Source organism: Streptomyces sp. NBC_00829 (genome assembly GCF_045161795.1).
Classification (GTDB): Bacteria; Actinomycetota; Actinomycetes; order Streptomycetales; family Streptomycetaceae; genus Streptomyces.
In genome coordinates, this window is record NZ_CP108867.1 from 3,325,675 (window position 1) to 3,351,705 (window position 26,031).

Here is a 26,031-nt window from a genome sequence, read left to right on the forward strand (position 1 = left end):
CTAGATCACCACCTTCACGATGCCGGTGAGGGCGATCTGGGCGAGAGCAAGGGGGACGAGAGTGGTCCAGGCGAGCTTCTGCAGCTGGTCCTCGCGCATCCGCGGATAGGTCACCCGCACCCAGATGACGACAAAGGCGAGCACGGCCGTCTTGAGCAGGGTCCAGACCCAGCCGAGACCGTCGGCTCCGAGCGGACCGTGCCAGCCTCCCAGGAAGAGGACGGTGGTCAGAGCGCACAGGACGACGATGCCCGCGTACTCGGCGAGCAGGAACAGCGCGAATCGCAGGCCGGTGTACTCGGTGTACGCGCCGAAGATGATCTCGGAGTCGGCGACCGGCATGTCGAAGGGCGGACGCTGGAGTTCGGCGAGGCCGGCGACGAAGAAGACCAGGGCGCCCACGATCTGCCAGGGCAGCCACCACCACTCGAAGGCGTTCAGGATGCCGGGCAGCGAGACCGTGCCGGCGGCCATCGCGACGGAGGCGGCGGCCAGCAGCATCGGCAGTTCGTACGCCAGCAGCTGCGCGGCGGTGCGGAGACCGCCGAGGAGGGAGAACTTATTGGCCGACGCCCAGCCCGCCATGAGCGATCCGAGCACGCCGACGCCCATGACGGCGAGCACGAAGAAGATGCCCGCGTCGACGACCTGACCGACCGAGCCCTCACTCGGGCCGAGCGGAATCGCGACCAGCACAAGGAGGTACGGGAGCAGGGCGACGGCGGGAGCGAGCTGGAAGATGCGGCGGTCGGCGCCGTCCGGGACCACATCTTCCTTCTGTGCGAACTTCACGCCGTCCGCTACGAGTTGGGCCCAGCCGTGGAAGCCACCCGCGTACATGGGGCCGAGGCGGCCCTGCATATGGGCCATCACCTTGTGCTCGGTCTGCCCGATGACGAGTGGGAGGACGAGGAACACGGCGAGGATGACGACCAGCCGGAAGGCGACGTCGAGAGCGTCGTTCACGCGGGGTCGCCTCCGGCAGGCTCGGTCGGCTCGGTGTCGGGTCCGTCGGGGGACCCGGTCTTCGGCCGGGGGGTCGGTGATGTGTCGGACGGTGTGTGGGCCTCGGTGTCGCTGGTGCCCGTCTCGGCGTTGCTGTCGGACTCGCCAGTGCCGGACCCGCCGCTGCCCGACTCGGTACCGGACCCGCCGCTGCCCGACCCGGTGCCGGACTCCTTCGCGTGACCGTCCGTCGTTCCCGTCTCCGCCGGGGCGCTGTCCGTCGCACCGGCCTCCGTCCTGTCCGCCTCTGTCGCGCCGCTGTCGGCGGCATCGTCGAACGCCGGGCGGGCGTGGTGCCAGGGGGCGTCGGCACTACGGGTGCGCGGTGCGGGGGCCTGGGCCGGGGCTTCGCGGGGGGCATCGGCCTGCTGCGCGGGAGGCTCGGCCGCGGCGGCCGACTGCCCGTTCGCGGGGCCGGCGCCCTCGTCCGGTGCCGGAGCGTCCGGCGTCGCGGTGGGCTCGTCCCGTTGCGTCGCCGAGCCCTCGGAGGCGCTGCGAGCGCGGCGCGGCGGCCGAACAGCGCGGGCCCCGGTCGACTCGGTGGGCTCGGTGGGCTCGGCCGTGACCGGCTCCGCCGCCGGGGCCGTCGCGGGCGTCGTCGTCGCGCCCGTCGCCTGGGACGCCGAGCCTTCCGAGGCGCTGCGCGACCGGCGCGGAGGACGGTCGCCGGTCACCGGTGGTGTCGTCGGTGCCTCCGTCGCCGGAGCGGCTTCCTGGGATGCCGAGCCCTCGGACACGGTGCGGACGCGGCGGACCGGGCGTTCGCCGGCCGCACGCGGAGTACGGGCGGGTCGCGCCGGGGCCGGAGGGAGCTGGCCCTTGAGCGGACCCCATTCGTTCGGGTCGGGGACGCCGGGCGGAAGCATCTGGCGCCGCTTCGGGCCGCCGTGCTCCGACTCCCCCGGCTCCTTCGCGCCCGGCCACGCCTTGGCCACGCGCGCCGCGAGGACGAAGTCCTTGCGCAGCGGGTGGCCCTCGAAGCCGTCCGGGAGGAGCAGCGGCACCAGGTGCGGGTGATCGGTGAAGGTGACGCCGAACATCTCGTACGTCTCACGCTCGTGCCAGGCCGCGCCCGCGTAGATGTCGATCGCGGACGGAAGTGCGGGAGCCTCGTGCGGGACGGTCGTACGCAGCATCAGCCGGCGGACGTGCCCGCCCTCCAGAGCGGCGACGTGCGCACAGACCCGGAAGCCCGTGCCCGGTTCGTCGACAGCGCTCAGCCAGTCGAAATAGGTGCAGCCCAGCTTGTCGCGGGCGATCTCGAGACCGGCGATCCAGGAACCGACGGGGACGTCGACGGTGAGCAGGTCGTAGGCCAGCTCCGCCGTGGCCTCCTCGCCGAAGATCTCGGTGACTGCGTCGGGCAGACGGTCGTAGGCGTTCACCGGTCACCTCCCGGCACCGGCGGCGGGGTGACCAGACCGCTGCGCAGCTGGTCGACCGACGGGCCGCCGTGTCCGTACCGCTCGCCGAGCGACTCTCGCGCGATCTTCTCCTGGAGCTTCAGAATCCCCTGGAGCAGCGCCTCGGGCCTCGGCGGGCACCCGGGGACATACACATCGACGGGGATGATCTGGTCGACGCCCTTGGTCACGGAGTACGAATCCCAGTACGGGCCGCCGCAGTTGGAGCAGGCGCCGAAGGAGATGACGTACTTGGGCTCCGGCATCTGCTCGTACAGACGCTTCACCGCCGGCGCCATCTTGTCCGTGACCGTGCCGGATACGACCATCAGGTCGGCCTGGCGCGGCCCCGGTGCGAACGGGATCACGCCGAGCCGGATGAAGTCGTGCCGTGCCATCGAGGCCGCGATGAACTCGATCGCGCAGCAGGCGAGACCGAAGTTGAAGACCCAGAGGCTGTAGCGGCGGCCCCAGTTGAGGACCACCTTCATGGGCTCCGGAGCCAGTCGCGACAGCACACCCAGGCGTTTGGGCTCCGGCAGGAGCTCGGGCTGGGGCGGCTCGGGCTGGGACTCGGGCCGGGTCACGTCCATGCCAGGACGCCCTTCTTCCATGCATAGAGCAGTCCCACGGCCAGGAAGCCGAGGAAGATGAACATCTCCACGAGCGTCGTCGCGCCGTACCCCGGGGCCGCGAAGACCGTCGCCCACGGGAAGAGGAAGATCGAGTCGACGGCGAAGATCACGTACAGGAAGGCGTACACGTAGTAGCGGACCTGTGTGTGCGCCCAGCCCTCGCCGACCGGGTCGACGCCGCACTCGTACGTCAGCAGCTTCTCCGGCGTCGGCACCACCGGCCGCAGCAGGCGCCCCGCCCCGAAGGCCACGGCGACGAACAGCACGCCGACCAACGCGAGCAGTCCGACGACCGAATAACTCTCGAAATAGTCCGCCGCGAGCACGGCTCCGGTCGGTTCCGGCACGTCCGCCCCTCGCTCCCTGACCTCGTTGGCGATCTGTTCGACGATCTGTACGCACGGGAGTCTAGGCCCTGCTAAAGGCACCGTAAGCAGTCGCGTCACGCATCAGGTGGGGTTATCCCTACTTCATCCCACCCAGGTACCCCATGGCGTGGCACGACCGGGCCCGGCAGGCTGTGCCGTATGACCGCGAGCATCACCGCCACCGGCAACGACCGGCCGCCACCCGTGCGCTTCGCCTTCGACCGTCACACCTGGAAGGAGATTGCGCATCTCCTGGCCAATTTTCCGGCCTCGCTGCTCGGCTTTCTCTATGTGGCGTTCATGATCTTCACCGGCGCGGCGCTGTCAGTGACCGTGATCGGTCTGCCGCTGCTCGCCGCCGGACTCGCGGGCGCGCGTCTGCTCGGCAGGTCGGAGCGGGCACGGTCCAGGGCACTGCTCGGGCTCCACATCGACGAACCGAGCCCGTTGCACACGCCGCACCGCGGCGACGGACTCCTCCCCTGGCTGTGGGCCAGCCTGAAGGACCCCGTCGCGTGGCGTTCGGTGCTGTACTCCTTCATACGGCTGCCCTGGGGCGTGCTGACCTTCAGCGTGATACTGGTCGGCCTCTTCGTGCTCTGGCCCGTACTGCCCTTCATCGCCCGAGGTCTGGCCAACGCGGACCGGGCGATGGTTCGCGGTCTGCTCTCCCCCTCCGACGAACTGGAACGGCGGATCGCGGAGTTGGAGTCGGACCGCGGGGTGGTCGTCGACACCGCCGCGGCCGACCTGCGGCGCATCGAACGCGATCTTCATGACGGCGCCCAGGCCCGGCTCGTCGCCCTCGCGATGGGGCTCGGCCTGGCCAAGGAGAAGCTCCTGGAGGACCCGGACGCGGCGGCGGCGATGGTGGACGAGGCACACGGCGAGGTGAAGCTCGCCCTGCAGGAGCTGCGTGATCTGGCGCGCGGGATCCATCCCGCGGTGCTGACCGACCGTGGTCTCGACGCCGCGCTCTCCTCCGTCGCCTCCCGCTGCACCGCGCCGGTGAAGGTGACCGTCGACCTGGCTGAGCGTCCGGCCGCGGCGATCGAGGGCATCGCCTACTTCACAGTCTCCGAGCTGCTCCAGAACGTCAGCAAGCACGCGCAGGCGAAGAGCGTCACGGTGGACGTGTGGCGAGCCAAGGACCGCCTCCTGATCCAGGTCACGGACGACGGGCACGGCGGGGCGCGGCTGGAGGGCGGTACGGGGATGTCCGGGCTGGCGGAGCGGCTGGGGGCGGTGGACGGGCTGTTCGTGCTGGAGTCGCCGGTGGGGGGACCGACGGTGGTGACGGCGGAGTTGCCGTGGCGGGGGCGCGGGTCGGTGTGAACGGGGGTGTCCCCCCGCCCCGCCCCTTCCCGAAACTGGCGCTGCGCCCCAGACCTCCCTGCGGGCGGGGGTGGGGAATGTGAGGCCTGACGCCCCCGGTGCTCCCGGTGCTCCCGGTGCTCCCGGTGCTCCCGGTGCTCCCGGTGCTCCCGGTGCTCCGGCGGCTTCGCCGCGGAGAAGGGACACGGGCTCACGCCCTGCCCCTGTTGCCTGCGGCTGCCCCGCGAACGGGAGGTGGCCGACCGGCCGCCGGTCCCTCACGGGGTGGTACGTGCGGGCCCGGTTCCGGGCCCGTGGTTGCCCTGGCCAGGCGGCGTTGGCGGTTGCCGCCCGCCGGAGGAGCGACCTGACGGATCTGCACCGCGAAGCCCCCAGCCCGGGAGGGGCTGTGCAGGTCGTCCCCGCAGGTGATCGGCGGCCGACACCGAGTGACCAACACGAAACACCTCACCGCCCCGCCGACGCCGAGGAGTCGCCCCTGAGGGGCTGCCCCAGAACCCGCACCCCACAGACAGCCCGAGCAAACGCCGCCCCGCCGCGACGAACCCGCACCCTCCAGACACCCGCGCAAACGGCCCGCCGCGCCCCAGGACCCGCACCCCACAGACCGTCCGCCCAAACGGCCGCCCCGCCGCGACGAACCCGCACCCCACAGCACCGGGCGCCCCGCCACGTAGTCGGCCCCACCCCATGGTGGGGAAAACCCCCCTCCCAACACGGGAACCGCCCTCATGGTGTCCGCCCCTCCCCCGGACCACCCTTGGGCCATGACAGCCCGCATCGCAGAACGGACGACCCAGATGGCCACGGAATACGGACCCGAGCGCCGTGAACACCTCGTTCCCTCCGTGCTGCGCGCGCCGTTCGAAGGGCGGACCTGGCGGGAGTTCGGGTACCTCCTGCTCAGCCTGCCGATCAGCGTCGTCTTCTTCGCCTTCGCCATCGCCACCGTCTCCCTCGGCGCCGGGCTCCTCATCACCTTCCTCGGGATTCCGGTCCTGGCCGCCGGGCTCGCCGGCTGCCGAGGGCTCGGGACCCTTGAGCGGGCCCGGGCGCGGGGACTGTTGCGGCTGGAGGTCGGGGATCCGGCTCCCGTTCGGGCCCGTACGAACGGGCTGATGTCCTGGGTCGGCGCCGTACTCAAGAGCGGCGCATCCTGGCGGCATCTGCTCTACGCCCTGCTGCACTTCCCGTGGGCCGTCGTCGCCTTCGCCGTCTCCCTCACCTTCTGGGTCGACGGCTGGGCCCTGCTCACGTACCCCCTCTGGCGCTGGACCTTCCCCCGCTTCCTCGACCAGCCCGGCATCGCGGTCTTCGGGGACAGCGACGGCACCCAGCTCTACCTCGACACCCCCTTCGAGATCGGCGCCACCGCCGTCGTCGGCCTGGTGCTCGTCCTCATCACTCCCTGGCTGATCCGCGGGCTCGCCACCGTCGACCGGATGCTGGTCGTCGGACTTCTCGGACCCTCCAGCCTCGACACCCGTGTCGTCGAACTGGAGTCGGACCGTGGCGTGGTCGTCGACACCGCCGCCGCCGACCTGCGGCGTATCGAGCGCGACCTGCACGACGGTGCCCAGGCCCGGCTCGTCGCCCTCGCCATGGATCTCGGTCTGGCCAAGGAGAAGCTCCTGGAGGACCCGGACTCGGCCGCCCGCATGGTGGACGAGGCCCACGGCGAGGTGAAGGTGGCGCTCCAGGAACTGCGTGATCTTGCCCGGGGCATCCATCCCGCCGTGCTGACCGACCGTGGTCTCGACGCCGCGCTCTCCTCCGTCGCCTCCCGCTGCACGGTCCCCGTCTCGGTCGAGGTGGACCTGCCGTACAGGCCCGCCCCCGCCATCGAGGGCATCGCCTACTTCACCGTCTCCGAGCTGCTCCAGAACATCAGCAAGCACGCGCGGGCGAGCCGCGCCACGGTGGACGTCTGGCGTTCCCAGAACCGGTTGATGCTCCAGGTCACCGACGACGGCCGGGGCGGCGCCGGCCTCTCCGGCGGCAGCGGTCTCGCGGGGCTCGCCGAGCGGCTGGACGCGGTGGACGGGATCCTGGCCCTCGACTCGCCCGTCGGCGGCCCCACGACGGTGACCGCCGAGCTCCCCTGGCGTGGCTGACCCGGTCCACGCCGACGGCACAGCTCTCGGCTCCCCGGCCCTGCCTCGCCCGCCCCCGCCTCTCAGAACCGCCAGTTCCCCCAGCCTGCGGGCACTCCCCCGCCAATACTGGGATGCTGGACGCTGCAATGGGCGGGATGCGGATCGACATGGGGGCTTCAGTTTCGTGGAGGACAGGGTGCGAGTGGTCATCGCCGAGGATTCAGTGCTGCTTCGAGAGGGCCTGACCCGGCTGCTGACCGACCGCGGGCACGACGTCGTGGCGGGCGTGGGGGACGCGGAGGCACTGATCAAGACCATCGGCGACCTTGCGGCGCAGGACTCGCTGCCCGATGTGGTGGTCGCGGACGTGCGGATGCCGCCCACTCATACGGATGAGGGTGTGCGCGCGGCGGTACGGCTCCGCCGCGACCATCCCGGGATCGGCGTGCTGGTCCTTTCCCAGTACGTCGAGGAGCAGTACGCCACCGAGCTGCTCGCGGGCAGCAGCCGTGGCGTCGGCTACCTCCTCAAGGACCGGGTGGCCGAGGTCCGTGAGTTCGTCGACGCGGTGGTGCGGGTGGCCCGGGGCGGGACCGCGCTGGACCCCGAGGTCGTGGCGCAGCTGCTCGGCCGCAGCCGCAAACAGGACGTACTGGCCAACCTCACCCCGCGCGAGCGTGAGGTCATGGGCCTGATGGCCGAGGGGCGGACGAATTCGGCGATCGCCAAGCAGCTGGTGGTGAGCGACGGCGCGGTGGAGAAGCACGTCAGCAACATCTTCCTGAAGCTCGGGCTGTCCCCCAGTGACGGGGATCACCGGCGTGTACTGGCGGTGCTGACCTACCTGAACTCGTAATTAACTGACACTCTGTCAGATATCGAGCAGGTGTCGAGCGGACGACAGACCCGGAACCGAAGAATGATTCCGGAACCGGAGAACGATTCCAGAACCGAAGAACGCCCAGGGAGCGTCTCACCAGAAGGACCCCAGAAGGACCCGAGAAAGACCCAGGAAGGACCCTGGGGGCGAACGGAGCATGGCACGTCAGGGTGTCAGGGTGCGCCGGAAGGACGCCCGGCACAGGAACGGTCCAGGGAAGGCGACCCTAACGGACGTAGGGTGGCTAATGGGACGGCCGGTGGGCCGACCGGGCCCGAGCAGCCGCCTCGAGGGAGGTCCAGTTCAGTGACCAGCCAGGTCAGTAGCCCAGCCGAGCAGGCCGATGAGGCCAATGACGAGGCCAATGACGAGTCCAATGAGGCTCTCGTCGGGGGACAACGCAAGCCCTCCGGCGAGAAGGAGATCCGCCGTCTGGACCGGGTGATCATCCGCTTCGCGGGTGACTCCGGTGACGGTATGCAGCTCACCGGTGACCGCTTCACCTCCGAGACCGCATCGTTCGGGAACGACCTCTCCACCCTGCCGAACTTTCCCGCCGAGATCAGGGCGCCCGCCGGGACGCTCCCGGGCGTCTCCAGCTTCCAGCTGCACTTCGCCGACCACGACATCCTCACGCCCGGCGACGCGCCGAACGTCCTGGTCGCCATGAACCCGGCCGCTCTCAAGGCGAACATCGCCGATGTGCCGCGCGGCGGGGAGATCATCGTCAACACCGACGAATTCGCCAAGCGCGCGATGGCCAAGGTCGGCTACGACACCTCGCCGCTGGAGGACGGCTCGCTCTCCGCGTACCACGTCCACCCGGTGCCGCTGACGACGCTCACCATCGAGGCGCTGAAGGACTTCGGGCTCTCCCGCAAGGAGGCCGAGCGCTCGAAGAACATGTTCGCGCTGGGGCTCCTGAGCTGGATGTACCACCGGCCGACCGAGGGCACCGAGACCTTCCTGCGGACCAAGTTCGCCAAGAAGCCGCAGATCGCCGAGGCGAACGTCGCCGCCTTCAGGGCCGGCTGGAACTTCGGCGAGACGACCGAGGACTTCGCCGTCTCCTACGAGGTGGCGCCCGCGAGCACGGCGTTCCCCACCGGCACGTACCGCAACATCTCCGGGAACCTGGCCCTGTCGTACGGGCTGATCGCCGCGAGCAAGCAGGCCGACCTGCCCCTCTATCTGGGCTCGTATCCCATCACCCCGGCCTCCGACATCCTGCACGAACTCTCCAAGCACAAGAACTTCGGGGTACGGACCTTCCAGGCCGAGGACGAGATCGCGGGCATCGGCGCGGCGCTGGGCGCCGCGTTCGGAGGGGCGCTCGCCGTCACCACCACCTCCGGTCCGGGTGTGGCGCTCAAGTCCGAGACCATCGGCCTCGCGGTCTCGCTGGAGCTGCCGCTGCTGGTCGTGGACATCCAGCGCGGCGGACCCTCCACCGGGCTTCCCACCAAGACCGAGCAGGCCGATCTGCTCCAGGCGATGTACGGGCGCAACGGCGAGGCCCCGGTGCCCTTGGTGGCTCCGCGCACGCCCGCCGACTGTTTCGACGCGGCCCTGGAGGCGGTGCGGATCGCGCTCGCCTACCGCACGCCCGTCATTCTGCTGAGCGACGGCTATCTGGCCAACGGCTCCGAGCCGTGGCGTATCCCCGAGATCGACGAACTTCCGGACCTGCGCGTGCAGTTCGCCACCGGACCCAACCACGAGCTGCCGGACGGCACCGAGGTCTTCTGGCCGTACAAGCGGGACCCGCAGACGCTGGCCCGCCCGTGGGCCGTGCCCGGCACGCCCGGTCTCGAACACCGCATCGGCGGCATCGAGAAGCAGGACGGCAGCGGCAACATCTCCTACGACCCCGCCAACCACGACTTCATGGTCCGCACCCGCCAGGCCAAGATCGACGGCATCGAGGTCCCGGAGCTGGAGGTCGACGATCCGCACGGCGCCACGACCCTGGTCCTGGGCTGGGGATCGACGTACGGGCCGATCACCGCGGCCGTACGCCGGCTGCGCACGGCCGGTATCCCCATCGCGCAGGCGCACCTGCGCCACCTCAACCCGTTCCCGAGGAATCTCGGGGAGGTTCTGGAGCGTTACCAGAAGGTAGTGGTACCGGAGATGAACCTCGGCCAGCTCGCCACCCTGATCCGGGCGAAGTACCTGGTCGACGCGCAGAGCTACAACCAGGTCAACGGCATGCCGTTCAAGGCCGAGCAGCTGGCCGCGGCTCTCAAGGAGGCCATCAATGACTGAGACGGCGTCTTCTCTGCTCTCCCTGGTGCCCAAGGCCGAGGCCAAGCAGTCCATGAAGGACTTCAAGTCGGACCAGGAGGTGCGCTGGTGCCCCGGCTGCGGTGACTACGCGGTCCTCGCCGCCGTGCAGGGCTTCATGCCCGAGCTCGGCCTGGCGAAGGAGAACATCGTCTTCGTCTCCGGGATCGGCTGCTCCTCGCGTTTCCCGTACTACATGAACACGTACGGGATGCACTCCATCCACGGCCGTGCGCCCGCCATCGCCACCGGCCTCGCCTCCTCCAGGCGGGACCTGAGCGTCTGGGTGGTCACCGGCGACGGCGACGCCCTCTCCATCGGCGGAAACCATCTGATCCACGCGCTGCGCCGCAATGTGAACCTGAAGATCCTGCTGTTCAACAACCGGATCTACGGGCTCACCAAGGGCCAGTACAGCCCGACCTCCGAGGTCGGCAAGATCACCAAGTCGACACCGATGGGCTCGCTGGACGCGCCGTTCAACCCGGTCTCGCTGGCGATCGGCGCCGAGGCGTCCTTCGTCGCGCGGACCGTCGACTCCGACCGCAGGCACCTCACCGAGGTGCTGCGCCAGGCAGCCGACCACCAGGGCACCGCGCTGGTGGAGATCTACCAGAACTGCAACATCTTCAACGACGGCGCGTTCGACGTGCTCAAGGACAAGCAGCAGGCGCAGGAGGCGGTGATCCGCCTGGAGCACGGGCAGCCGATCCGCTTCGGCACGGAGGGCGACAAGGGTGTCGTCCGGGACCCGGCGACCGGAGACCTCAAGGTGGTCGCCGTCACCGCGGAGAACGCCTCGCAGATCCTGGTCCACGACGCGCACAGCGCCAGCCCCACCACGGCCTTCGCGCTCTCCCGGCTCGCCGACCCCGACACCCTGCACCACACCCCCATCGGGGTACTTCGCAGTGTGGAACGGCCGGTCTACGACACGATGATGGCCGACCAGCTCGACACCGCCATCGAACAGAACGGCAAGGGCGACCTGGCCGCGCTGCTCGCGGGCAACGACACCTGGACCGTCGTCGGCTGAGTCCGCCCCGACCACCACGGCCGAGCCGTCCGAGGCCCGGATCTCCGCTCAGGAGGTCCGGGCCTCGTCGTACGCGGTACGCGCGGCGAGCACCTCGTCCGTCCGCTTCTCGGTCCAGCGTGCGAGGCCCCAGACCTGTTCGGCCGCCTCCTTGCCGAGTTCGGTCAGGGAGTAGTCGACGCGCGGCGGGATGACCGGCTTGGCATCGCGGTGCACGAAGCCGTCGCGCTCCAGGGTCTGGAGGGTCTGGGCGAGCATCTTCTCGCTGACGCCTCCGACCTCGCGGCGCAGCTCGCTGAAACGGTACGAGCGCTCCAGCAGGGTGGCGAGCACCAGCACGCCCCAGCGGCTGGTGACGTGCTCAAGGATCAGACGCGAGGGGCACATCGCGCGATTGACGTCGGGGTCTCTCCTTACGGCCATGCCAGTACCTTACTTCAAAGTGGGTACTTTCCACCGGTTAGTGCACGCCCTAGGGTGAGTCCGGGAACGCCACACAAGAGACTCAAGCGACACGAAGGAAGAAATCCACCATGAGCATCGTCGTCACCGGAGCCACCGGAGCCCTGGGCCGCCTCGTCATCGACGTGCTGCTCACCACGGTCCCCGCGGATCAGCTCGTCGCCGTCGTACGGAACAAGGAGAAGGCCGCCGACCTCGCGGCGCGCGGGGTCGAGCTGCGGATCGCCGACTACAGCGAGCCCGCGACGCTGGCCGGGGTCTTCCGCGGCGGCGACCGCGTCCTGCTGATCTCCGGCAGCGAAGTCGGGCACCGGATCCCCCAGCACAAGGCCGTGATCGAGGCGGCGAAGGCTGCGGGCGTCGCGCAGCTCGCGTACACCGGCGTACTGGGCGGCCCCGAGGCCGATTTCCAGCTGGCCGCCGAGCACAAGGTGACCGAGCAGGCGATCCTGGACTCCGGGCTGCCGCACACCTTCCTGCGCAACGGCTGGTACACCGAGAACTACACCGCGCACCTGGCCCCCGTCCTGGAGCACGGCGCCGTCGTCGCCAGCGCGGGAGAGGGCCGGGTCGCCTCGGCCGCCCGCGCCGACTACGCCACCGCCGCGGCCGCCGTGCTGACCGGCGACGGCCACCTGGGCAAGGCGTACGAGCTGAGCGGCGACATCGCCTGGTCCTTCGCGGAGTACGCGGCCGAGCTGTCCCGGCAGACCGGCCGGACGATCGCGTACAGCGACGTCCCGGCCGGGACGCACCTGGAGATACTCACGGGCGCCGGCCTGCCCCGACCGCTCGCCGAGATCTTCGTCGATGTCGACGCGGCCGTCGGGCGCGGGCTGCTGGCCGGCACCACGGGTGACCTGGCACGGCTGACCGGCCGCCCCACGACCCCGCTCGCCGACTCGGTCGCGGCGGCGCTCGCCACCGCCTGAGCCCACCGACCGAGCCCACCGCCTGAGCCCACCGACCGAGCCCACCGGCTGAATCCACCGACCGAAGCCCCGACTGAGCCCATCGCGCCCGTCAGCACACCGACACAGCGTGACGCCCGCCCCAGGTTGTGTGACGGAGCAAGATTCGTCATGACCGTATGGCAATACGGACATGACATCCCGCCCCTGTGCCGCGTACCTTGATCCTTGTGACGCGCGCAGGGCGGGAGGGTCAGTGAAGTCGGACGGTGAACAGCGGGCAGGACTGCTGTACGGGATCGGTGCCTACGGATTGTGGGGCCTGGTCCCGCTCTTCTGGCCGCTGCTCAAGCCCTCGGGAGCGGCGGAGATCCTCGCCCACCGGATGGTCTGGTCGCTCGCCGTCGTCGGCCTCGCACTGCTTGCCCTGCGGCGCTGGAGCTGGGTGCGCGAGCTGCTGCGCCGGCCACGCAAGCTGGGCCTCATCACGGTCGCCGCGGCGGTGATCACCGTCAACTGGGGCATCTACATCTGGGCCGTGAACTCCGGCCACGTCGTCGAGGCGTCCCTCGGCTACTTCATCAACCCGCTGGTCACCATCGCCATGGGCGTGCTGCTGCTCAAGGAGCGGCTGCGCCCCGTGCAGTGGGCGGCGGTCGGCACCGGCTTCGCCGCCGTGCTGGTGCTCGCGGTCGGCTACGGCCGGCCGCCCTGGATCTCACTGACGCTGGCCTTCTCCTTCGCCACGTACGGCCTGGTCAAGAAGAAGGTCAACATCGGCGGTCTCGAGTCGCTGGCCGCCGAGACCGCGATCCAGTTCCTCCCGGCGCTCGGCTTTCTGCTCTGGCTGGGCGCGGACGGCTCGGCCTCCTTCGGCGCGCACGGCTCGGGCCATGCCGCCCTGCTCGCCGCGACCGGTCTCGTGACCGCGATACCGCTGGTCTGTTTCGGGGCGGCGGCGATCCGGGTGCCGCTCTCCACGCTGGGGCTGCTGCAGTATCTGGCGCCGGTCTTCCAGTTCCTGCTGGGGATCTGGTACTTCCACGAGGAGATGCCGCCCGAGCGGTGGGCCGGTTTCGCGCTGGTGTGGCTGGCGCTGACGATGCTGACCTGGGACGCACTGCGGACGGCTCGGCGTACCAGGGCACAGGCGATGCGGCTGGCCACCGCGGCGGCGGTGGCCAGGGCCGTGGCGCAGGCACCCGAGGCTCCGCTCCAGACGGTCCAGCCGGTCCAGCCGGTCCAGCCCGAGAGCCGGTGACGTCGCTCCAGCCCCAGCCGGTTCGGCCTCGGACGGACCCGCCGCAGACCAGTACCGCTCCGTAGAGGGACGGCCGCGCAGGGACGCCTCGCGAGAGCGCACCCCGCGCCGCCGGTCCGGGCAGCGCTCCAGCGACATGGCCGGGACGCCTGGCGCGATCACACCGTCGTCCGGCATCCGGACGACGCCTTCGGCAGGGAGCGTGAGTCCCGGCCCGACGGCGGCGGGCGCCCCCAAACCCGCCCCGGGAAAAGTGCCGTCGAACAGGTGACAGGGGAACGATTCCGCTGGCCGGTCCACGACGGCGGTCGCATGAGGCCGTGCCCCGGCGGACAGCAGTTGGGCGTCCGTACCACTGCGACACGAAGGGTCGCCCGCATGCGACTTCGCACCGTCTCCGCCGCCGCCCTCTGCGCCCTCACCATGCTCCTGGCCGCACCGGGCTCCGCCGCCGCCGCCGACGGCGAATTCGTCTACGCCTATGAGGACATCGGCGGCAACCCGCACCTGGGCTACCTCTTCGACCCGCCGAGCGGCGAGTGCATCACCCTCCCCGAGGTGGCGTCCGAGTATGTGACGCCCGCGCACTCCCCGACGAACCTCACCGATGCGACCGCCACGGTCTTCACCGGCGTCGACTGCGAGGGTGACCACTACGTGCTCAGGCCCTTCGGAGGACATGCGGGCACCCGCCTCAAGCTGCGCTCGGTCGTCTTCTTCTGACCGTCTCCTGACCGGGCAGAACCACAACCTGTTCGGAATGTGAACACCAGTGACCGGTTTCCGCCCTTGACGGGTGGTCAAACTCTCGCTGAACTCTCAGCACGCACTGCGCACCACCAGCTCCAGCGCCCCGGGACCCGCCATCCCGGGGCGTCTCGCACGTTCCGTCATGTCCCCGTACGGAATTCGGAGCCCCCACACATGAACCTCTCCATACCCAGACGCACCGCCGCGGCCGCCGCGCTCGCCCTCGCCGGGCTGCTCGGATCCGCCGCGCCCGCGGCGACCGCGGCTCCGGCGCCCACGCTCGCAGCACCCGACATACCTCTGGCCAACGTCAAGGCCCATCTGACCCAGCTGCAGTCGATCGCCACGGCCAACGGCGGCAACCGCGCGCACGGACGGACCGGCTACAAGGCGTCCCTCGACTATGTGAAGTCGAAGCTGGACGCCGCCGGATTCACCACGTCCATCCAGCAGTTCACGTCGTCGGGCGCCACCGGCTACAACCTGATAGCCGACTGGCCGGGCGGTGACCCCAACCAGGTGCTGATGGCCGGCTCCCACCTCGACTCGGTCTCGGCCGGGCCCGGCATCAACGACAACGGCTCCGGGTCGGCGGCCGTCCTGGAGACCGCGCTCGCCGTCTCCCGCGCCCAGTTCCAGCCCGAGAAGCACGTGCGCTTCGGCTGGTGGGGCGCCGAGGAGCTGGGCCTGGTCGGATCGAGGTACTACGTCAACAACCTGGCGTCCACGGAGCGTTCGAAGATCTCCGGGTACCTCAACTTCGACATGATCGGGTCGCCGAACCCCGGCTACTTCGTCTACGACGACGACCCGGCGATCGAGAAGACATTCAAGGACTACTTCGCGGGACTGAGCATCCCGACGGAGATCGAGACCGAGGGCGACGGCCGCTCCGACCACGCGCCGTTCAAGAACGCGGGCGTCCCGGTCGGCGGGCTGTTCACCGGCGCCGACTACACCAAGACCGCGGCCCAGGCGCAGAAGTGGGGCGGCACGGCCGGTCAGGCCTTCGACGCCTGCTACCACCGCTCCTGCGACACCTCGTCGAACATCAACGACACCGCGCTGGACCGCAACAGCGACGCGATCGCGCACGCGATCTGGACGCTGTCCGCGGGGACGACCACCCCGCCGGACGGTACGGTCTTCGAGAACACCGCCGACGTGGCGATCCCGGACAACGGCGCGGCCGTCACCTCCTCGGTCAACGTCACCGGCCGCACCGGCAACGCCCCGGCCACCCTCAAGGTAGGTGTGGACATCGTCCACACCTGGCGCGGCGACCTCGTCGTCGACCTGGTCGCCCCCGACGGATCGGTCTACAACCTGAAGCCCTTCAGCGGCTCCGACTCCGCCGACAACGTCCAGACGACCTACACCGTCAACGCCTCCTCCGAGGCCGCCAACGGCACCTGGAAGCTGCGGGCCCAGGACAAGGCGGCCCTCGACACCGGCTACATCAACGGCTTCAAGCTCACCTTCTGAGGGACCCCACAGCTGCCACCCCCCACCGACTGCATGCGTGTGCATATACTGCGCACGCATGCAGTCATCTTCGGGTACGCAGACGAGGGGTACCACCGTGGACCGCACGTTCCTGTTCCTGCTGGGCAGCAGCCGCACGGGCGGCAACACCGAGACGCTGGCCCGGCTGGCCGCCGAACAGCTCCCGGCCGGAGCCGGGCAGCGCTGGCTGCGGCTCTCCGACCTCCCGCTGCCCGAGTTCGAGGATCTGCGCCACGAGGGCGAGGGCGTCTACCCCGCCCCCACCGGACACGCGGCCACCCTGCTGGACGCCACCCTTCAGGCGACCGACCTCGTCATCGCCTCGCCCCTGTACTGGTATTCCCTCTCGGCCGGCACCAAGCGCTATCTCGACCACTGGTCGGGCTGGATGCGGGTGCCCGGCGTGGACTTCAAGGCGCGCATGGCGGGGCGCACGCTGTGGGGCGTGACCTCGTACGCGAGCAGCCCCGACAAGGCCGAGCCGCTGATCGGCACCCTGCGCAACACCGCGGAGTTCATGGGCATGCCCTTCGGCGGGGTCCTGCTCGGAGGCGGCACCCGGCCGGGTCAGGTGGAGAGCGACACGGACGCCACCACCCGGGCCAAGGCGTTCTTCACGCCGTGATGTCCTTCGTCGTGAAGCGCGCCCACGCCGCCGCGCCGAACACCGCGACGTAGACCCCCTGGAGACCGAGGTTCCGCAGCACCTCGTCCCAGTAGACCGGCTCCCGCATCAGGTCCGCGAAGGACAGCCAGTAGTGCGGGAAGAGATACGGATGGATGCCGTGCAGCTGCGGAATCGTGTCCAGGATCTGCACGGTGATCAGCAGTCCCACGGTCGTCGCCATGGCCGCGATGCCGCTGCCCGTCAGCGACGACACGAACACCCCGAGCGCCGCGATCCCGGTCAGCGAAGCGGCGACGACAACGGCGACCAGACCGGCCCGCAGCAGCCCGTCCCCGAAGGAGATCCGGGTGCCGGAGATCGTCGTGACATCACCGAGCGGGAAGAGCAGCGCCCCGACGGCCAGCGCCGAGGCCGCCACGACCAGGGTCGCCACCAGGCAGAAGGCGCAGGCCGTGGCGTACTTGGCGAGCAGCAGCCGGGTGCGTCCGGCCGGCGCGACCAGCAGATAGCGCAGCGTCCCGGCGTTCGCCTCGCCGGCGACCGCGTCACCGGCGACGACCCCGATCGCCATGGGCAGGAAGACGGGCAGGGTCGCGGCAAGCGCGGCGAAGACCAGGAAGAGCCCGTTGTTGGTGATCTGGGTGATGAACGCGGGCCCCTGCCCGCTGCCGTCGCCGACCGGTCCGCCGTCGCTCGTCTCGATCTTCACGGCGATGCCGATCAGTACGGGAACGGCGGCCAGCACCGCCAGCAGGGCGAGCGTGCGCCAGCGCCGGAAGGTGGTGGCCAGTTCGGAGCGGAAGAGGCCGAACGCCCACAGGGGGCTCGGTGTCCTCGCCCCGGGGAGTGTGTCGGTGCCCGACAGCGTGTCAGCCTGCGACATCGAAGCCCTCTCCGGTCAGCGCGACGAAGGCGTCCTCGAGCGAGGCGCGCTCGATGCCGAAGCCGCGTACCCGTACACCGCCGTTCACCAGCGCGGCGTTGATCTCCGCCAACTCCGTCTCCATGGAGGGCAGTTCTCCGGTCACCCGGTCGTCGGCCACCGTGAGATCGGTGATGCCCAGCTCCTTGAGGAGACGGGCGGCGTCGGCCGCATCGGGGGTGGTGACACCCAGGCGTCCGCGTGTGCCCGCCGCGAGATCGGCGACCGGCCCCTGGGTGAGCAGCCGTCCCTGGGCCATCACCGCCGCGTGCGTGCAGACCTGCTCGATCTCGTCGAGGAGGTGGGAGGAGAGAAAGACGGTCGTCCCGTCCGCCGCCAGTTCCCTGACCAGCGCCCGGATCTCCCGCATGCCCTGCGGGTCGAGCCCGTTGGTCGGCTCGTCCAGCACCAGCAGCCTCCGCGGCTGGAGCAGCGCGGCAGCCAGGCCCAGCCGCTGCTTCATGCCCAGGGAGTACGCCTTGGCCTTCTTGGCAGCGGCCGGAGCCAGCCCGACCCGGTCGAGGGCGGCGGCCACCCGGGCGCGCCGGGTGCGGGGATCGGCGCACGGGTCGGCGGAGTCGTACCGCAGCAGATTGTCCCGGCCGCTGAGGAATCCGTACAGCGCGGGTCCTTCGATCAGCGCGCCCACCTGCGGGAGCACGCTCCGCGCCGCGCGGGGCATGGGCCGGCCGAGGACGGTGGCGCTGCCGGCGGTCGGTTCGATGAGCCCCATCAGCATGCGGATGGTGGTGGTCTTGCCGGAGCCGTTGGGGCCGAGGAAGCCGAAGACGCTGCCGTCGGGCACCGTGAGATCGAGCCCGTCGACGGCCAACTGCCCGCCCCGGTAGCGCTTGGTCAGCCCGCGCGTCTCGATGACGGCTGTCATGTCCGGTCCCCCGTTCACTCGGTCAGCGGTCCGCCCCACCGTACGGAGCGTACGGCGGGGCGGACGGTAAACGCGCCTGCTGCCTCTTCGCCCGGCATGTGTCGCCTCGGGCCACCCGGCCTCGTGCGGTGTGCCGCCTCCCGCTACTTGGCCTCGTTCGCGGCCTTCACGAGCGCGTCCTTGGTCACGGCTCCGACGTAGACGGTGCCGTCGTCGGTCATCAGGGCGTTGACCAGGCGGGTCTTGTAGACCGTGCCCGAGCCGAACTTCCCCGTGACCTTGTCGCCGAGCGCGTCCAGGAACTTCTGTGCCTCGGGCGGCACGTCGCCGTCCTTCGGCGCGCTCATCCCCTGGCCGCCCGGCATCTCGATCTTCGCGATCGAGGACCAGCCCTTGCCGATGACATGCAGACCCTGGAAGTCCTCGGGTCCTGCCCCGAGGTCCTCGTGCCTCCCGGCGCCCTTGCCCTTCTCGGCCTTCTTGCCCTCCTCGGCCTTCTTGCCCTTCTCGGCCTTCTTGCCCTCCTCGGCCTTCTCGGCCTCATCGGCCTCGGTCACCTTCGCGCCCTTGGGCGGGGTGAAGTCGAAGGTGGACGCGGCCGGCTCGGAGAAGTCGACCTTGGTGAAGCCCGCGTCGATCGCGGCCTTGCCGCCGCCGGTCGGGGTGAGCGTGAACTTGAGCGGCACGCCGTTCTTCGCGTCCACCGCGATCTTGATCGACCCGATCGTCGAACCGCTCTGCTTGGGCTTGATGACGAGCTGGTACGCATCACGTCCGGCGACCTGGGCCGTGCCGCCGACGGTCACCGAGGTGGTGTCGTCCGCGGCCTTCAGCGCCGCGTCGGCCAACTGCTTGGGCGTGGTGGGCAGATCCTTCGGCAGGGCCCGGTGCTCCTTGCCCCGGTGCTCCTTGCCGGAACCCTTCCCGCCGGAGTTGTCGCCCTTGGCGTGGAAGGCCTCGTTGGAAGCGCTGTCGTACGCCCAGACCTCGTCGCCGTTGTGGATCAGGCTGTACTCGGCGGTGTCCTCGAGGATCGACACCTTCGCCTTGTCGGGGCCGTCGGCCGCGACGCGCAGGGTGTGCGAACCGGTCGCCAGCTCCATCAGCTTGCCTTCGGGGGACGCGGACGAGCCGCCGCCCTTGCCGCCCCCGCCGGGGGCGAACGAGCCGCCCCCCGGAAGGCCGAGGCCGCCCAGCGACGGAAGGCCGAGATCCGTGTTGATCTTCACCGTCCCGGAGAGCTGCTGTGTCTCCGACGCGGCCATCTTCTCGATGAGTTCCTGCGCGCTGATCTTCGGAAGATCGGGGTCACCGGAGGCAGCGAGCGCCGGGACGAGCCCGATGGTCGCCGCCGCCACTCCGGCCACCGCGACCGGGAGGAGGTAACGCGTTGCCTTGCGGCGCGCTGGGGGGTCCTCGGCCTCGTCGGTGGTCTGTGTGCTGTCGTTCGGTGCCATGGTGTGCCCTACCTCCGTGGTTGGTCAGGCCTGATGCTCTTCATCTGACCAAATCGGGCCTGCAGAAGCGTCAGACCGCGGGAGCAACTTGGCGTACTGCTATGGGATGACAGTAGGACGCGGCGCCTCCCCCAACCAGTAGGGGAAGCGCCGCGTTGCAGGTCGGGGCTGCGGCTACTGCTGGATGAAGACGTAGTCCGCCCCGTAGGGGACGCCGACCACGGCTCCCTGCTCGCAGCTGCCGGCGGGAGCGACACCGCCCACGGTGTTCAGGCGGAAGATCTCCTGTGTGCGGGCGAACAGCCCCCGCTTCGCGCCGGACTGGGTGGCCTTCAGGTTCAGCTCGGCGATGTTCTTGGTGCCGTTGGGGGTCTTGCTGATCAGCGTGCCGGTGACGGCGCTGTGGTCCTGGGCGACCCACTGCGGAGTACCGGAGTTGGGGGCGACGAAGGAGTGCGCGATGTTCCCGCCGAGGGTGGCGCGCACATCACGCTGCTGGAAGGAGAGCGTGCCGTCGTCGGCCTTCTTGCACTCGTAGATCTGCTTGCCCTTGACCACCGAGGCCTGGAAGGTGTCGAGGGCGTGGGCGAAGGCGAAGGAGCCGGTCACCTTGTGGAACTGGCCGCGGACGGCGCCGGCCGGGAACTTCGCGGTGTGCAGATTGGCGTAGAAGCCGGCCGGGTCGGCCTTCAGGGCGTCGAGCACGGCCTTGTCCTTGACCTTCACCGTGCCGGCGACCGCGCCGGTCCAGCCCTTGCTCCTGGTCCTGCCCTTGCTCAGCAGCTCGGTGAAGTCGATCTTGATGCCGCCGTTGGTTCCCCTGACGCCCCGGTGGATGTGGAGGGCGGTCGGCCTGTCGGTGCCGCGGAACTTCACGGCGACCGAGACCTTGTCCCCCTTGACCTTCACAAACTCAAGGGCGGCGCCGTCGTGGTCACCGACGGCACCTCCGCCCTGCACCGGCACCTCGTTCGCGCCGTTCAGGCTCGCCACGAAGAGGGACGCGCCGAGGTCCGAGCCGGCGCCGCTCTGCGCCGAGACGGACGGGCCGCCGTTCTTGTGCCCCGCGTGGTCGGCGGCGGAGCCCGTGCTGTCGGCGGCGGCCGGCAGCACGGCGAGGGCGACGCCGGCCGCGGTGGCTATGGCGGTGGTACCGACAAGAAGGGTCTTGTTGCGCCTCATTCTGAAATCTCCCCGTACTGATGCCAACGCCCGGTGCGTCGACTTCCGGGCATGAGTACGGATTGGATCCGAGATTGGACTCAATCCAAGAATGAGACCTGAGTCACATCCTTGGGGTTGATCCCGGAGCCGGTCGCGGCCGTGGTATTGGGCCGATCGGCCGCGATCAGGGGCGCTCAGCCCGCGCGGTGGACCACCGCGTCGCAGAGCTCCTCCAGCGCGGCCTTCGCATAGCACTCGGGCAGCGGGGCGAGCATCGCCCGCGCCTCCTCCGCGTACCGCACGGTGTCGTGCCTGGCCTGCTCCAGCGCGGGATGGTCCCGCAGCAGCCGCAGCGCCTCGGCGTGCCGGGCGTCGTCCGTGAGATCGCCGTCGAGCAGCGCGACGAGCTCCAGGTCCTCGGGGCGGCCGTGGGCCTCCGCCTGGGCACGCAGCCGCAGCACCGGCAGGGTCGGGATGCCCTCCCGCAGATCCGTGCCGGGCGTCTTGCCGGACTCGTGCGAGTCGCTGGCGATGTCGAGCACGTCGTCGGCGAGCTGGAAGGCCACGCCGAGCCGCTCACCGTACTGGGTGAGGACATCCACGATGTGCTCGTCGGCGCCGGACATCATCGCGCCGAAGCGGCAGGAGACGGCGACCAGCGAGCCGGTCTTGCCGCCCATGACGTCGAGGTAGTGATCGACCGGTTCGCGGCCGTCGCGCGGGCCCGCGGTCTCCAGGATCTGGCCGGTGACCAGCCGTTCGAACGCCTCCGCCTGGATACGGACGGCCTCGGGGCCGAGGTCGGCCAGTATGTGCGAGGCGCGGGCGAACAGGAAGTCGCCGGTCAGCACGGCCACGGAGTTGCCCCAGCGGGCGTTGGCGCTGTCCACGCCGCGCCGCACATCGGCCTCGTCCATGACATCGTCGTGGTAGAGCGTCGCGAGATGGGTGAGCTCGACGACCACGGCCGAGGGCACCACACCGGGCGCATACGGGTCACCGAACTGGGCCGCGAGCATCACCAGCAACGGCCGGAAGCGCTTGCCCCCGGCTCGTACGAGATGCTGTGCGGCCTCCGTGATGAAGGGCACCTCACTCTTGGTGGCATCGAGGAGTCCCGCCTCGACGGCCGCCAATCCGGTCTGGACATCGGCCTCAAGAGCCTGGTCCCGCACGCTCAGCCCGAACGGCCCGACGACGGTCACGAGGGGATCTCCTGTCTGCTGACGATCACACGGATTGTCGATGTGTCGCTGGATTCACTCAAGTCAGCGTATCCGGTCGCGTTTCGATCACCGTGGGCGGCTTCCCGCCTCCCCCGGTATGTTCGTGATCAGTTGAAACGACCGCGAGTGGACCATTTGCCAGGAAGTTCCCGCCATGCGTATCCGCACTTCCTTCCCGTACGAGACCGCCCATGAGGACGTCCGTATCCCCCTCAAGGACGGCACCCGGCTGTACGCGCGCATCTGGCGGCCGCTCACCGACGAGCCCGTCCCCGCTCTGCTGGAGTATGTGCCGCACCGCCTCAGCGACGCGACCGCGCTCCGCGACTGGCAGCGCCACCCCTGGTACGCGGGCCACGGCTATGCCTCCGTACGGGTCGATGTGCGCGGACACGGAAACAGCGAGGGCCTGCCCGGCGACGAGTACGACAGGACCGAGACCGCCGACGGCGTCGAAGTGATCAACTGGCTGGCCCGGCAGCCCTGGTGCACGGGCCGGGTCGGCATGTTCGGCATCTCCTGGGGCGGCTCCAACTCCCTGCGGATCGCCTCGGTGGCCCCCGAGCCCCTGAAGGCGGTCGTCACGGTCTGCTCCACCGACGACCGCTACGACAACGACACCCACTACCTGGGCGGATCCCTGCTCGCCGCGGGCATGCACCCCTGGGCCGCCACCCTGCTCGCCTTCACCGCCCGGCCGCCCGACCCGCTCTACGTGGGCGAGGAGTGGCGCGGGCTGTGGCTGAAGCGGCTGGAGTCCCTCGTCCCCTTCGTCCACACCTGGCTCGCCCACCAGGTCCGCGACGCCTACTGGAGGGACGGCAGCGTCCGGGAGGACTACGCGGCCGTCGAGGCGGCGGTCCTGGCCGTGGGCGGCGGGCTCGACCCCTACCGGGACACGGTGCTGCGCCTGGTCGAGCATCTGCCTCCCGACCGCGTACGGGGCCTGCTCGGCCCGTGGCCGCACGGATACCCGGACCGGGCCCGGCCACCGGGACCCGCCATCGGCTTCCTCCAGGAGACCCTGCGCTGGTGGGACCACTGGCTGAAGGACAAGGACACGGGCGTCATGGCCGAGCCCCTGCTCCGCTCCTGGATCAGCGCGTCGCACCCGCCCGCGACGGCCTACCCCGAGCTGCCCGGCCGCTGGGCCGGCGACCCCGAGTGGCCCTCGCCCCACATCGCGCCCGTGCCGTACGCCCTCCAGGGCGAGCCGCTGATCGTCGACTCGCCCCAGCACACCGGAATGGACGCCGGCCGCTACGTCCCCACCGGCAACGACGCCGATCTGCCGCCGGACCAGCGCGACGAGGACGCCCGCTCGGCCTGCTTCGAATTCCCGGTCACCGGCCGCCCGATCGACATCCTCGGGCGGCCCCGGGTCACCCTGCGGCTGCGCGCGGACGTGCCGTACGGCCAGGTGATCGCCCGCCTCTGCGACGTCGCCCCGGACGGCTCGTCCACCCTGGTCACCCGCGGCGCCCTCAGCCTCTCCGCCCGCCACGGCCGCGAGCGCGCCAACGCCTGGCCGCCCGGCACGACGGAGGAGGTCGGCTTCGAGCTGACCGGCATCGGCCACACCTTCCCGCCGGGGCACCGCATCCGGCTGGCCGTCTCCTCCGCGTACTGGCCCTGGATCTGGCCGCACGCGGGCTCGGCGGGCTTCACTCTGGAGCCGGCCGGCTCCCGGCTGGACCTTCCCGTGCGCGAGGCGGACGAGAGCACCGACGCCGCGATCGCCTTCGAGGAACCCGAACACTCCGAGCCGCTCGGCGTGAGCACCCCCGTGACACTCGACGAACCGCGGCCCAGTCTGCTGGTGACCCGGGATGTCGCCAAGGGCGAATGGCGCCTCGACGCGGCGCCCCGCCAGGGCGGCAGGCACGTCCACCCGGACGGCCTGGAGTACACCGAGCACGCCCTGGAGTCGTACACGATCCGCGAGCAGGACCCGCTGTCCGCCCACGCCCTGACCACCTGGACGATCCGGCTGCACCGGCCGGAGATGGCCTGGGACGTGACGATCGAGACCCGCTCCGAAATCAGCTGCGACGCGGCCGACTTCCTCACCTCGGACGAGGTGGTGTGCAAGGACGGCGACGAGATCGTCTTCCATCGCACGTGGGAGAAGCGGATCCCGCGGACGGCAGGGTGAACCCGCGGAAAGCGAGGCGGGAGGGCCGGACGGGCGACCTGCCGCGACCGGGCGGCTCCCACGTAACGTGTGACCCACACACGTGGAAAGCGAGGCAAGCACCGATGCCCGAGCAGAGCCCGCTCGATCTGGCCGAGGGCGATCCCTTCGGCCCGCACAACCTTCCGTACGGCGTCTTCAGCACGGCCGACGAGCCGGGCCGCCGACGGCTCGGTGTCCGCATCGGCCGGCATGTGCTCGACGCCGGGGCGGCGGCCCACGCCCTCGGCTCCCCCTACGCCGCGCTGCTGGCGCAGCCGAGCCTCAATCCGCTGCTGGCCGCGGGACGCACCGCCTGGCGCGACGTCCGCCGCGCGCTCACCGCCTGGCTCACCGTGCCCGCGCACCGGACGGAGATGGAGCCGCTGCTGCACCCGCTCGACGCGGTCACGCTGCACCTTCCGTACGAGGTCGCCGACTACGTCGACTTCTACGCGAGCGAGCACCACGCCACCAACGTCGGCAGGATGTTCCGGCCCGACGGAGACGCGCTGACCCCCAACTGGAAGCACCTGCCGATCGGTTACCACGGCCGCTCCGGCACCGTCGTCGTCTCCGGCACGGACGTGGTGCGCCCCTCGGGCCAGCGCAAGGCGCCCACCGACGCGGCTCCCGTCTTCGGCCCGTCCGTCAAGCTCGACATCGAGGCGGAGGTCGGCTTCCTCGTCGGCACGCCCTCCGAGCCGGGCACGCCCGTGCCGCTGGCGGAGTTCCGCGAGCACGTCTTCGGCCTCTCGCTCCTGAACGACTGGTCGGCGCGGGACATCCAGGCCTGGGAGTACGTGCCGCTCGGCCCGTTCCTCGGCAAGTCGTTCGCCACGTCCGTCTCCGCCTGGGTGACCCCGCTGGAGGCCCTGGACGCCGCACGGACCGCCCCGCCCGCGCGCGACTTCGACCTGCTGCCCTACCTCGACGACTCCGGCGACGACGAGCCGGGCGGCTTCGACGTGCGCATCACGGTGGAGATCAACGGCCATGTGGTCTCCGAGCCGCCGTTCGCCACCATGTACTGGACGGCGGCCCAGCAGCTGGCCCATATGACGGTCAACGGCGCGTCCCTGCGCACGGGCGACCTCTTCGGCTCCGGCACGGTCAGCGGCCCCGAGGTCCATATGCGCGGCTCGCTGCTGGAACTCACCTGGAACGGCCGGGACGTCCTGGAACTGCCCGAGGGCAAGCGGACGTTCCTGGAGGACGGCGACGTGGTGACGATGACCGCTTGGGCACCCGGTGCGGACGGCGTACGGGTCGGTCTGGGGGAGGTCACCGGGCGAGTGGTACCGGCGGTGTGACGTACGGGGTCCGGGGCGGCCCGCCCCGGACCGACAGGGCGCACCCCGGGCCTTCCGATCGCGCCACGGCCGATCGCGTCCCGGCTGCGCCGGCGGGCCTGCGGCGTCTTCGGCTGCGGCGACTGGAGCGCGTGGACCGCGGCAACGGACAGCTCGCGACAACGCGACGGGGGCGTGGGCCAGGCGCCTGCGCCCGGGGCAGTCAGATGGCCTCCGGCCCGGAGCCGGAACCAAGGCATGCACAGCCGTGCCCTGAAGCCCAGGTGCGCCCCCGCAGGCGAGGCGGCAGGTAGCGGCAGGTACTCGTGCAAAGTCCTTCCCGCGGACG

General features: G+C 70.6%; 22 protein-coding genes. 12 read left to right on the forward strand and 10 right to left on the reverse strand.

Translation table 11 applies throughout. The features are described 5' to 3' along the window. Genes OG293_RS14215 through OG293_RS14230 form a run of 4 tightly spaced genes read right to left on the reverse strand, consistent with a single transcriptional unit; the run spans position 1 to position 3,390 of the window. Positions 1 to 966 (reverse strand): NADH-quinone oxidoreductase subunit H, encoded by a 966-nt coding sequence (locus OG293_RS14215; RefSeq protein ID WP_405999157.1) that lies wholly within the window; start codon positions 964 to 966, stop codon positions 1 to 3. Then, complete coding sequence (locus OG293_RS14220; protein ID WP_405999158.1) at positions 963 to 2,390, reverse strand: NADH-quinone oxidoreductase subunit C; 1,428 nt, start codon at positions 2,388 to 2,390, stop codon at positions 963 to 965. Before OG293_RS14220 ends, OG293_RS14215 begins: the two co-directional genes overlap by 4 nt. Then, positions 2,387 to 3,001 (reverse strand): NADH-quinone oxidoreductase subunit B, encoded by a 615-nt coding sequence (locus tag OG293_RS14225; RefSeq protein WP_405999159.1) that lies wholly within the window; start codon positions 2,999 to 3,001, stop codon positions 2,387 to 2,389. The genes OG293_RS14220 and OG293_RS14225 overlap by 4 nt, the downstream gene beginning before the upstream one ends. Further along, positions 2,992 to 3,390, reverse strand: a complete 399-nt coding sequence (locus OG293_RS14230; protein WP_405999160.1) for an NADH-quinone oxidoreductase subunit A — start codon at positions 3,388 to 3,390, stop codon at positions 2,992 to 2,994. The genes OG293_RS14225 and OG293_RS14230 overlap by 10 nt, the downstream gene beginning before the upstream one ends. A gap of 180 nt (positions 3,391 to 3,570) precedes the next feature. Here OG293_RS14230 and OG293_RS14235 point away from each other — a divergent pair, with 180 nt between their 5' ends. The 5 genes from OG293_RS14235 (at position 3,571) to OG293_RS14255 (ending at position 11,044) form a co-directional block, all read left to right on the forward strand. Then, on the forward strand, positions 3,571 to 4,746 hold the full coding sequence (locus OG293_RS14235) for a sensor histidine kinase (RefSeq protein WP_405999161.1): 1,176 nt from the start codon (positions 3,571 to 3,573) through the stop codon (positions 4,744 to 4,746). An 800-nt stretch (positions 4,747 to 5,546) separates the two neighbouring features. Then, complete coding sequence (locus tag OG293_RS14240) at positions 5,547 to 6,860, forward strand: sensor histidine kinase (protein WP_406003591.1); 1,314 nt, start codon at positions 5,547 to 5,549, stop codon at positions 6,858 to 6,860. Positions 6,861 to 7,038: 178 nt separating this feature from the next. Continuing rightward, complete coding sequence (locus OG293_RS14245; RefSeq protein WP_405999162.1) at positions 7,039 to 7,698, forward strand: LuxR C-terminal-related transcriptional regulator; 660 nt, start codon at positions 7,039 to 7,041, stop codon at positions 7,696 to 7,698. A gap of 330 nt (positions 7,699 to 8,028) precedes the next feature. Continuing rightward, the gene (locus OG293_RS14250) at positions 8,029 to 9,990 is read left to right on the forward strand and encodes a 2-oxoacid:acceptor oxidoreductase subunit alpha (RefSeq protein ID WP_405999163.1); all 1,962 of its coding nucleotides are present in this window, start codon (positions 8,029 to 8,031) and stop codon (positions 9,988 to 9,990) included. After that, positions 9,983 to 11,044 carry a 2-oxoacid:ferredoxin oxidoreductase subunit beta gene (locus OG293_RS14255; RefSeq protein ID WP_405999164.1) on the forward strand — a complete coding sequence of 354 codons (1,062 nt, stop codon included), beginning with the start codon at positions 9,983 to 9,985 and terminating at the stop codon, positions 11,042 to 11,044. The genes OG293_RS14250 and OG293_RS14255 overlap by 8 nt, the downstream gene beginning before the upstream one ends. Positions 11,045 to 11,092: 48 nt before the next feature. On the opposite strand, the gene OG293_RS14260 is transcribed toward OG293_RS14255, so the two are convergent. Continuing rightward, positions 11,093 to 11,467 carry a winged helix-turn-helix transcriptional regulator gene (locus tag OG293_RS14260; RefSeq protein WP_405999165.1) on the reverse strand — a complete coding sequence of 125 codons (375 nt, stop codon included), beginning with the start codon at positions 11,465 to 11,467 and terminating at the stop codon, positions 11,093 to 11,095. A gap of 110 nt (positions 11,468 to 11,577) precedes the next feature. Between OG293_RS14260 and OG293_RS14265 the strand changes: the two genes are divergently transcribed. The 5 genes from OG293_RS14265 (at position 11,578) to OG293_RS14285 (ending at position 16,559) form a co-directional block, all read left to right on the forward strand. Then, entirely contained in the window at positions 11,578 to 12,438 is an 861-nt protein-coding gene (locus tag OG293_RS14265; RefSeq protein WP_405999166.1) for an SDR family oxidoreductase, read from the forward strand. 235 nt (positions 12,439 to 12,673) lie between these two features. Continuing rightward, positions 12,674 to 13,678, forward strand: coding sequence for an EamA family transporter RarD (gene rarD / locus OG293_RS14270; protein WP_405999167.1), 1,005 nt, complete (start codon positions 12,674 to 12,676; stop codon positions 13,676 to 13,678). A 378-nt stretch (positions 13,679 to 14,056) separates the two neighbouring features. Further along, positions 14,057 to 14,401 (forward strand): hypothetical protein, encoded by a 345-nt coding sequence (locus OG293_RS14275; RefSeq protein ID WP_405999168.1) that lies wholly within the window; start codon positions 14,057 to 14,059, stop codon positions 14,399 to 14,401. Between the two features lie 201 nt (positions 14,402 to 14,602). Further along, positions 14,603 to 15,913 carry a M28 family metallopeptidase gene (locus OG293_RS14280; RefSeq protein ID WP_405999169.1) on the forward strand — a complete coding sequence of 437 codons (1,311 nt, stop codon included), beginning with the start codon at positions 14,603 to 14,605 and terminating at the stop codon, positions 15,911 to 15,913. A gap of 97 nt (positions 15,914 to 16,010) precedes the next feature. Next, on the forward strand, positions 16,011 to 16,559 hold the full coding sequence (locus OG293_RS14285; protein ID WP_405999170.1) for a flavodoxin family protein: 549 nt from the start codon (positions 16,011 to 16,013) through the stop codon (positions 16,557 to 16,559). On the opposite strand, the gene OG293_RS14290 is transcribed toward OG293_RS14285, so the two are convergent. From OG293_RS14290 to OG293_RS14310, 5 genes are all read right to left on the reverse strand, one after another. Then, entirely contained in the window at positions 16,549 to 17,445 is an 897-nt protein-coding gene (locus OG293_RS14290) for an ABC transporter permease (protein WP_405999171.1), read from the reverse strand. The genes OG293_RS14285 and OG293_RS14290 overlap by 11 nt on opposite strands. After that, positions 17,432 to 18,370, reverse strand: a complete 939-nt coding sequence (locus tag OG293_RS14295) for an ABC transporter ATP-binding protein (protein ID WP_405999172.1) — start codon at positions 18,368 to 18,370, stop codon at positions 17,432 to 17,434. The genes OG293_RS14290 and OG293_RS14295 overlap by 14 nt, the downstream gene beginning before the upstream one ends. A 143-nt stretch (positions 18,371 to 18,513) precedes the next feature. After that, on the reverse strand, positions 18,514 to 19,827 hold the full coding sequence (locus tag OG293_RS14300; protein WP_405999173.1) for a LolA family protein: 1,314 nt from the start codon (positions 19,825 to 19,827) through the stop codon (positions 18,514 to 18,516). A 174-nt stretch (positions 19,828 to 20,001) separates the two neighbouring features. Further along, the gene (locus OG293_RS14305) at positions 20,002 to 21,009 is read right to left on the reverse strand and encodes a CHRD domain-containing protein (protein ID WP_405999174.1); all 1,008 of its coding nucleotides are present in this window, start codon (positions 21,007 to 21,009) and stop codon (positions 20,002 to 20,004) included. A gap of 176 nt (positions 21,010 to 21,185) precedes the next feature. Beyond that, positions 21,186 to 22,196, reverse strand: coding sequence for a polyprenyl synthetase family protein (locus OG293_RS14310; RefSeq protein ID WP_405999175.1), 1,011 nt, complete (start codon positions 22,194 to 22,196; stop codon positions 21,186 to 21,188). Positions 22,197 to 22,371: 175 nt separating this feature from the next. Here OG293_RS14310 and OG293_RS14315 point away from each other — a divergent pair, with 175 nt between their 5' ends. Continuing rightward, a complete protein-coding gene (locus OG293_RS14315) occupies positions 22,372 to 24,372 on the forward strand; it encodes a CocE/NonD family hydrolase (protein WP_405999176.1) in 2,001 nt (666 codons plus the stop codon). Between the two features lie 104 nt (positions 24,373 to 24,476). Beyond that, entirely contained in the window at positions 24,477 to 25,703 is a 1,227-nt protein-coding gene (gene fahA, locus OG293_RS14320; RefSeq protein ID WP_405999177.1) for a fumarylacetoacetase, read from the forward strand. Positions 25,704 to 26,031: the final 328 nt, after the last annotated feature.

Bases quoted from the DNA above. Each gene is read 5' to 3' on its own strand.
- OG293_RS14225 (WP_405999159.1), bottom strand. From the start codon at position 3,001: ATGGACGTGACCCGGCCCGAGTCCCAGCCCGAGCCGCCCCAGCCCGAG.
- OG293_RS14235 (WP_405999161.1), top strand. From the start codon at position 3,571: ATGACCGCGAGCATCACCGCCACCGGCAACGACCGGCCGCCACCCGTG.
- OG293_RS14240 (WP_406003591.1), top strand. From the start codon at position 5,547: ATGGCCACGGAATACGGACCCGAGCGCCGTGAACACCTCGTTCCCTCC.
- OG293_RS14255 (WP_405999164.1), top strand. From the start codon at position 9,983: ATGACTGAGACGGCGTCTTCTCTGCTCTCCCTGGTGCCCAAGGCCGAG.
- OG293_RS14260 (WP_405999165.1), bottom strand. From the start codon at position 11,467: ATGGCCGTAAGGAGAGACCCCGACGTCAATCGCGCGATGTGCCCCTCG.
- OG293_RS14265 (WP_405999166.1), top strand. From the start codon at position 11,578: ATGAGCATCGTCGTCACCGGAGCCACCGGAGCCCTGGGCCGCCTCGTC.
- OG293_RS14275 (WP_405999168.1), top strand. From the start codon at position 14,057: ATGCGACTTCGCACCGTCTCCGCCGCCGCCCTCTGCGCCCTCACCATG.
- OG293_RS14280 (WP_405999169.1), top strand. From the start codon at position 14,603: ATGAACCTCTCCATACCCAGACGCACCGCCGCGGCCGCCGCGCTCGCC.
- OG293_RS14290 (WP_405999171.1), bottom strand. From the start codon at position 17,445: ATGTCGCAGGCTGACACGCTGTCGGGCACCGACACACTCCCCGGGGCG.
- OG293_RS14295 (WP_405999172.1), bottom strand. From the start codon at position 18,370: ATGACAGCCGTCATCGAGACGCGCGGGCTGACCAAGCGCTACCGGGGC.
- OG293_RS14300 (WP_405999173.1), bottom strand. From the start codon at position 19,827: ATGGCACCGAACGACAGCACACAGACCACCGACGAGGCCGAGGACCCC.
- OG293_RS14305 (WP_405999174.1), bottom strand. From the start codon at position 21,009: ATGAGGCGCAACAAGACCCTTCTTGTCGGTACCACCGCCATAGCCACC.
- OG293_RS14315 (WP_405999176.1), top strand. From the start codon at position 22,372: ATGCGTATCCGCACTTCCTTCCCGTACGAGACCGCCCATGAGGACGTC.
- fahA (WP_405999177.1), top strand. From the start codon at position 24,477: ATGCCCGAGCAGAGCCCGCTCGATCTGGCCGAGGGCGATCCCTTCGGC.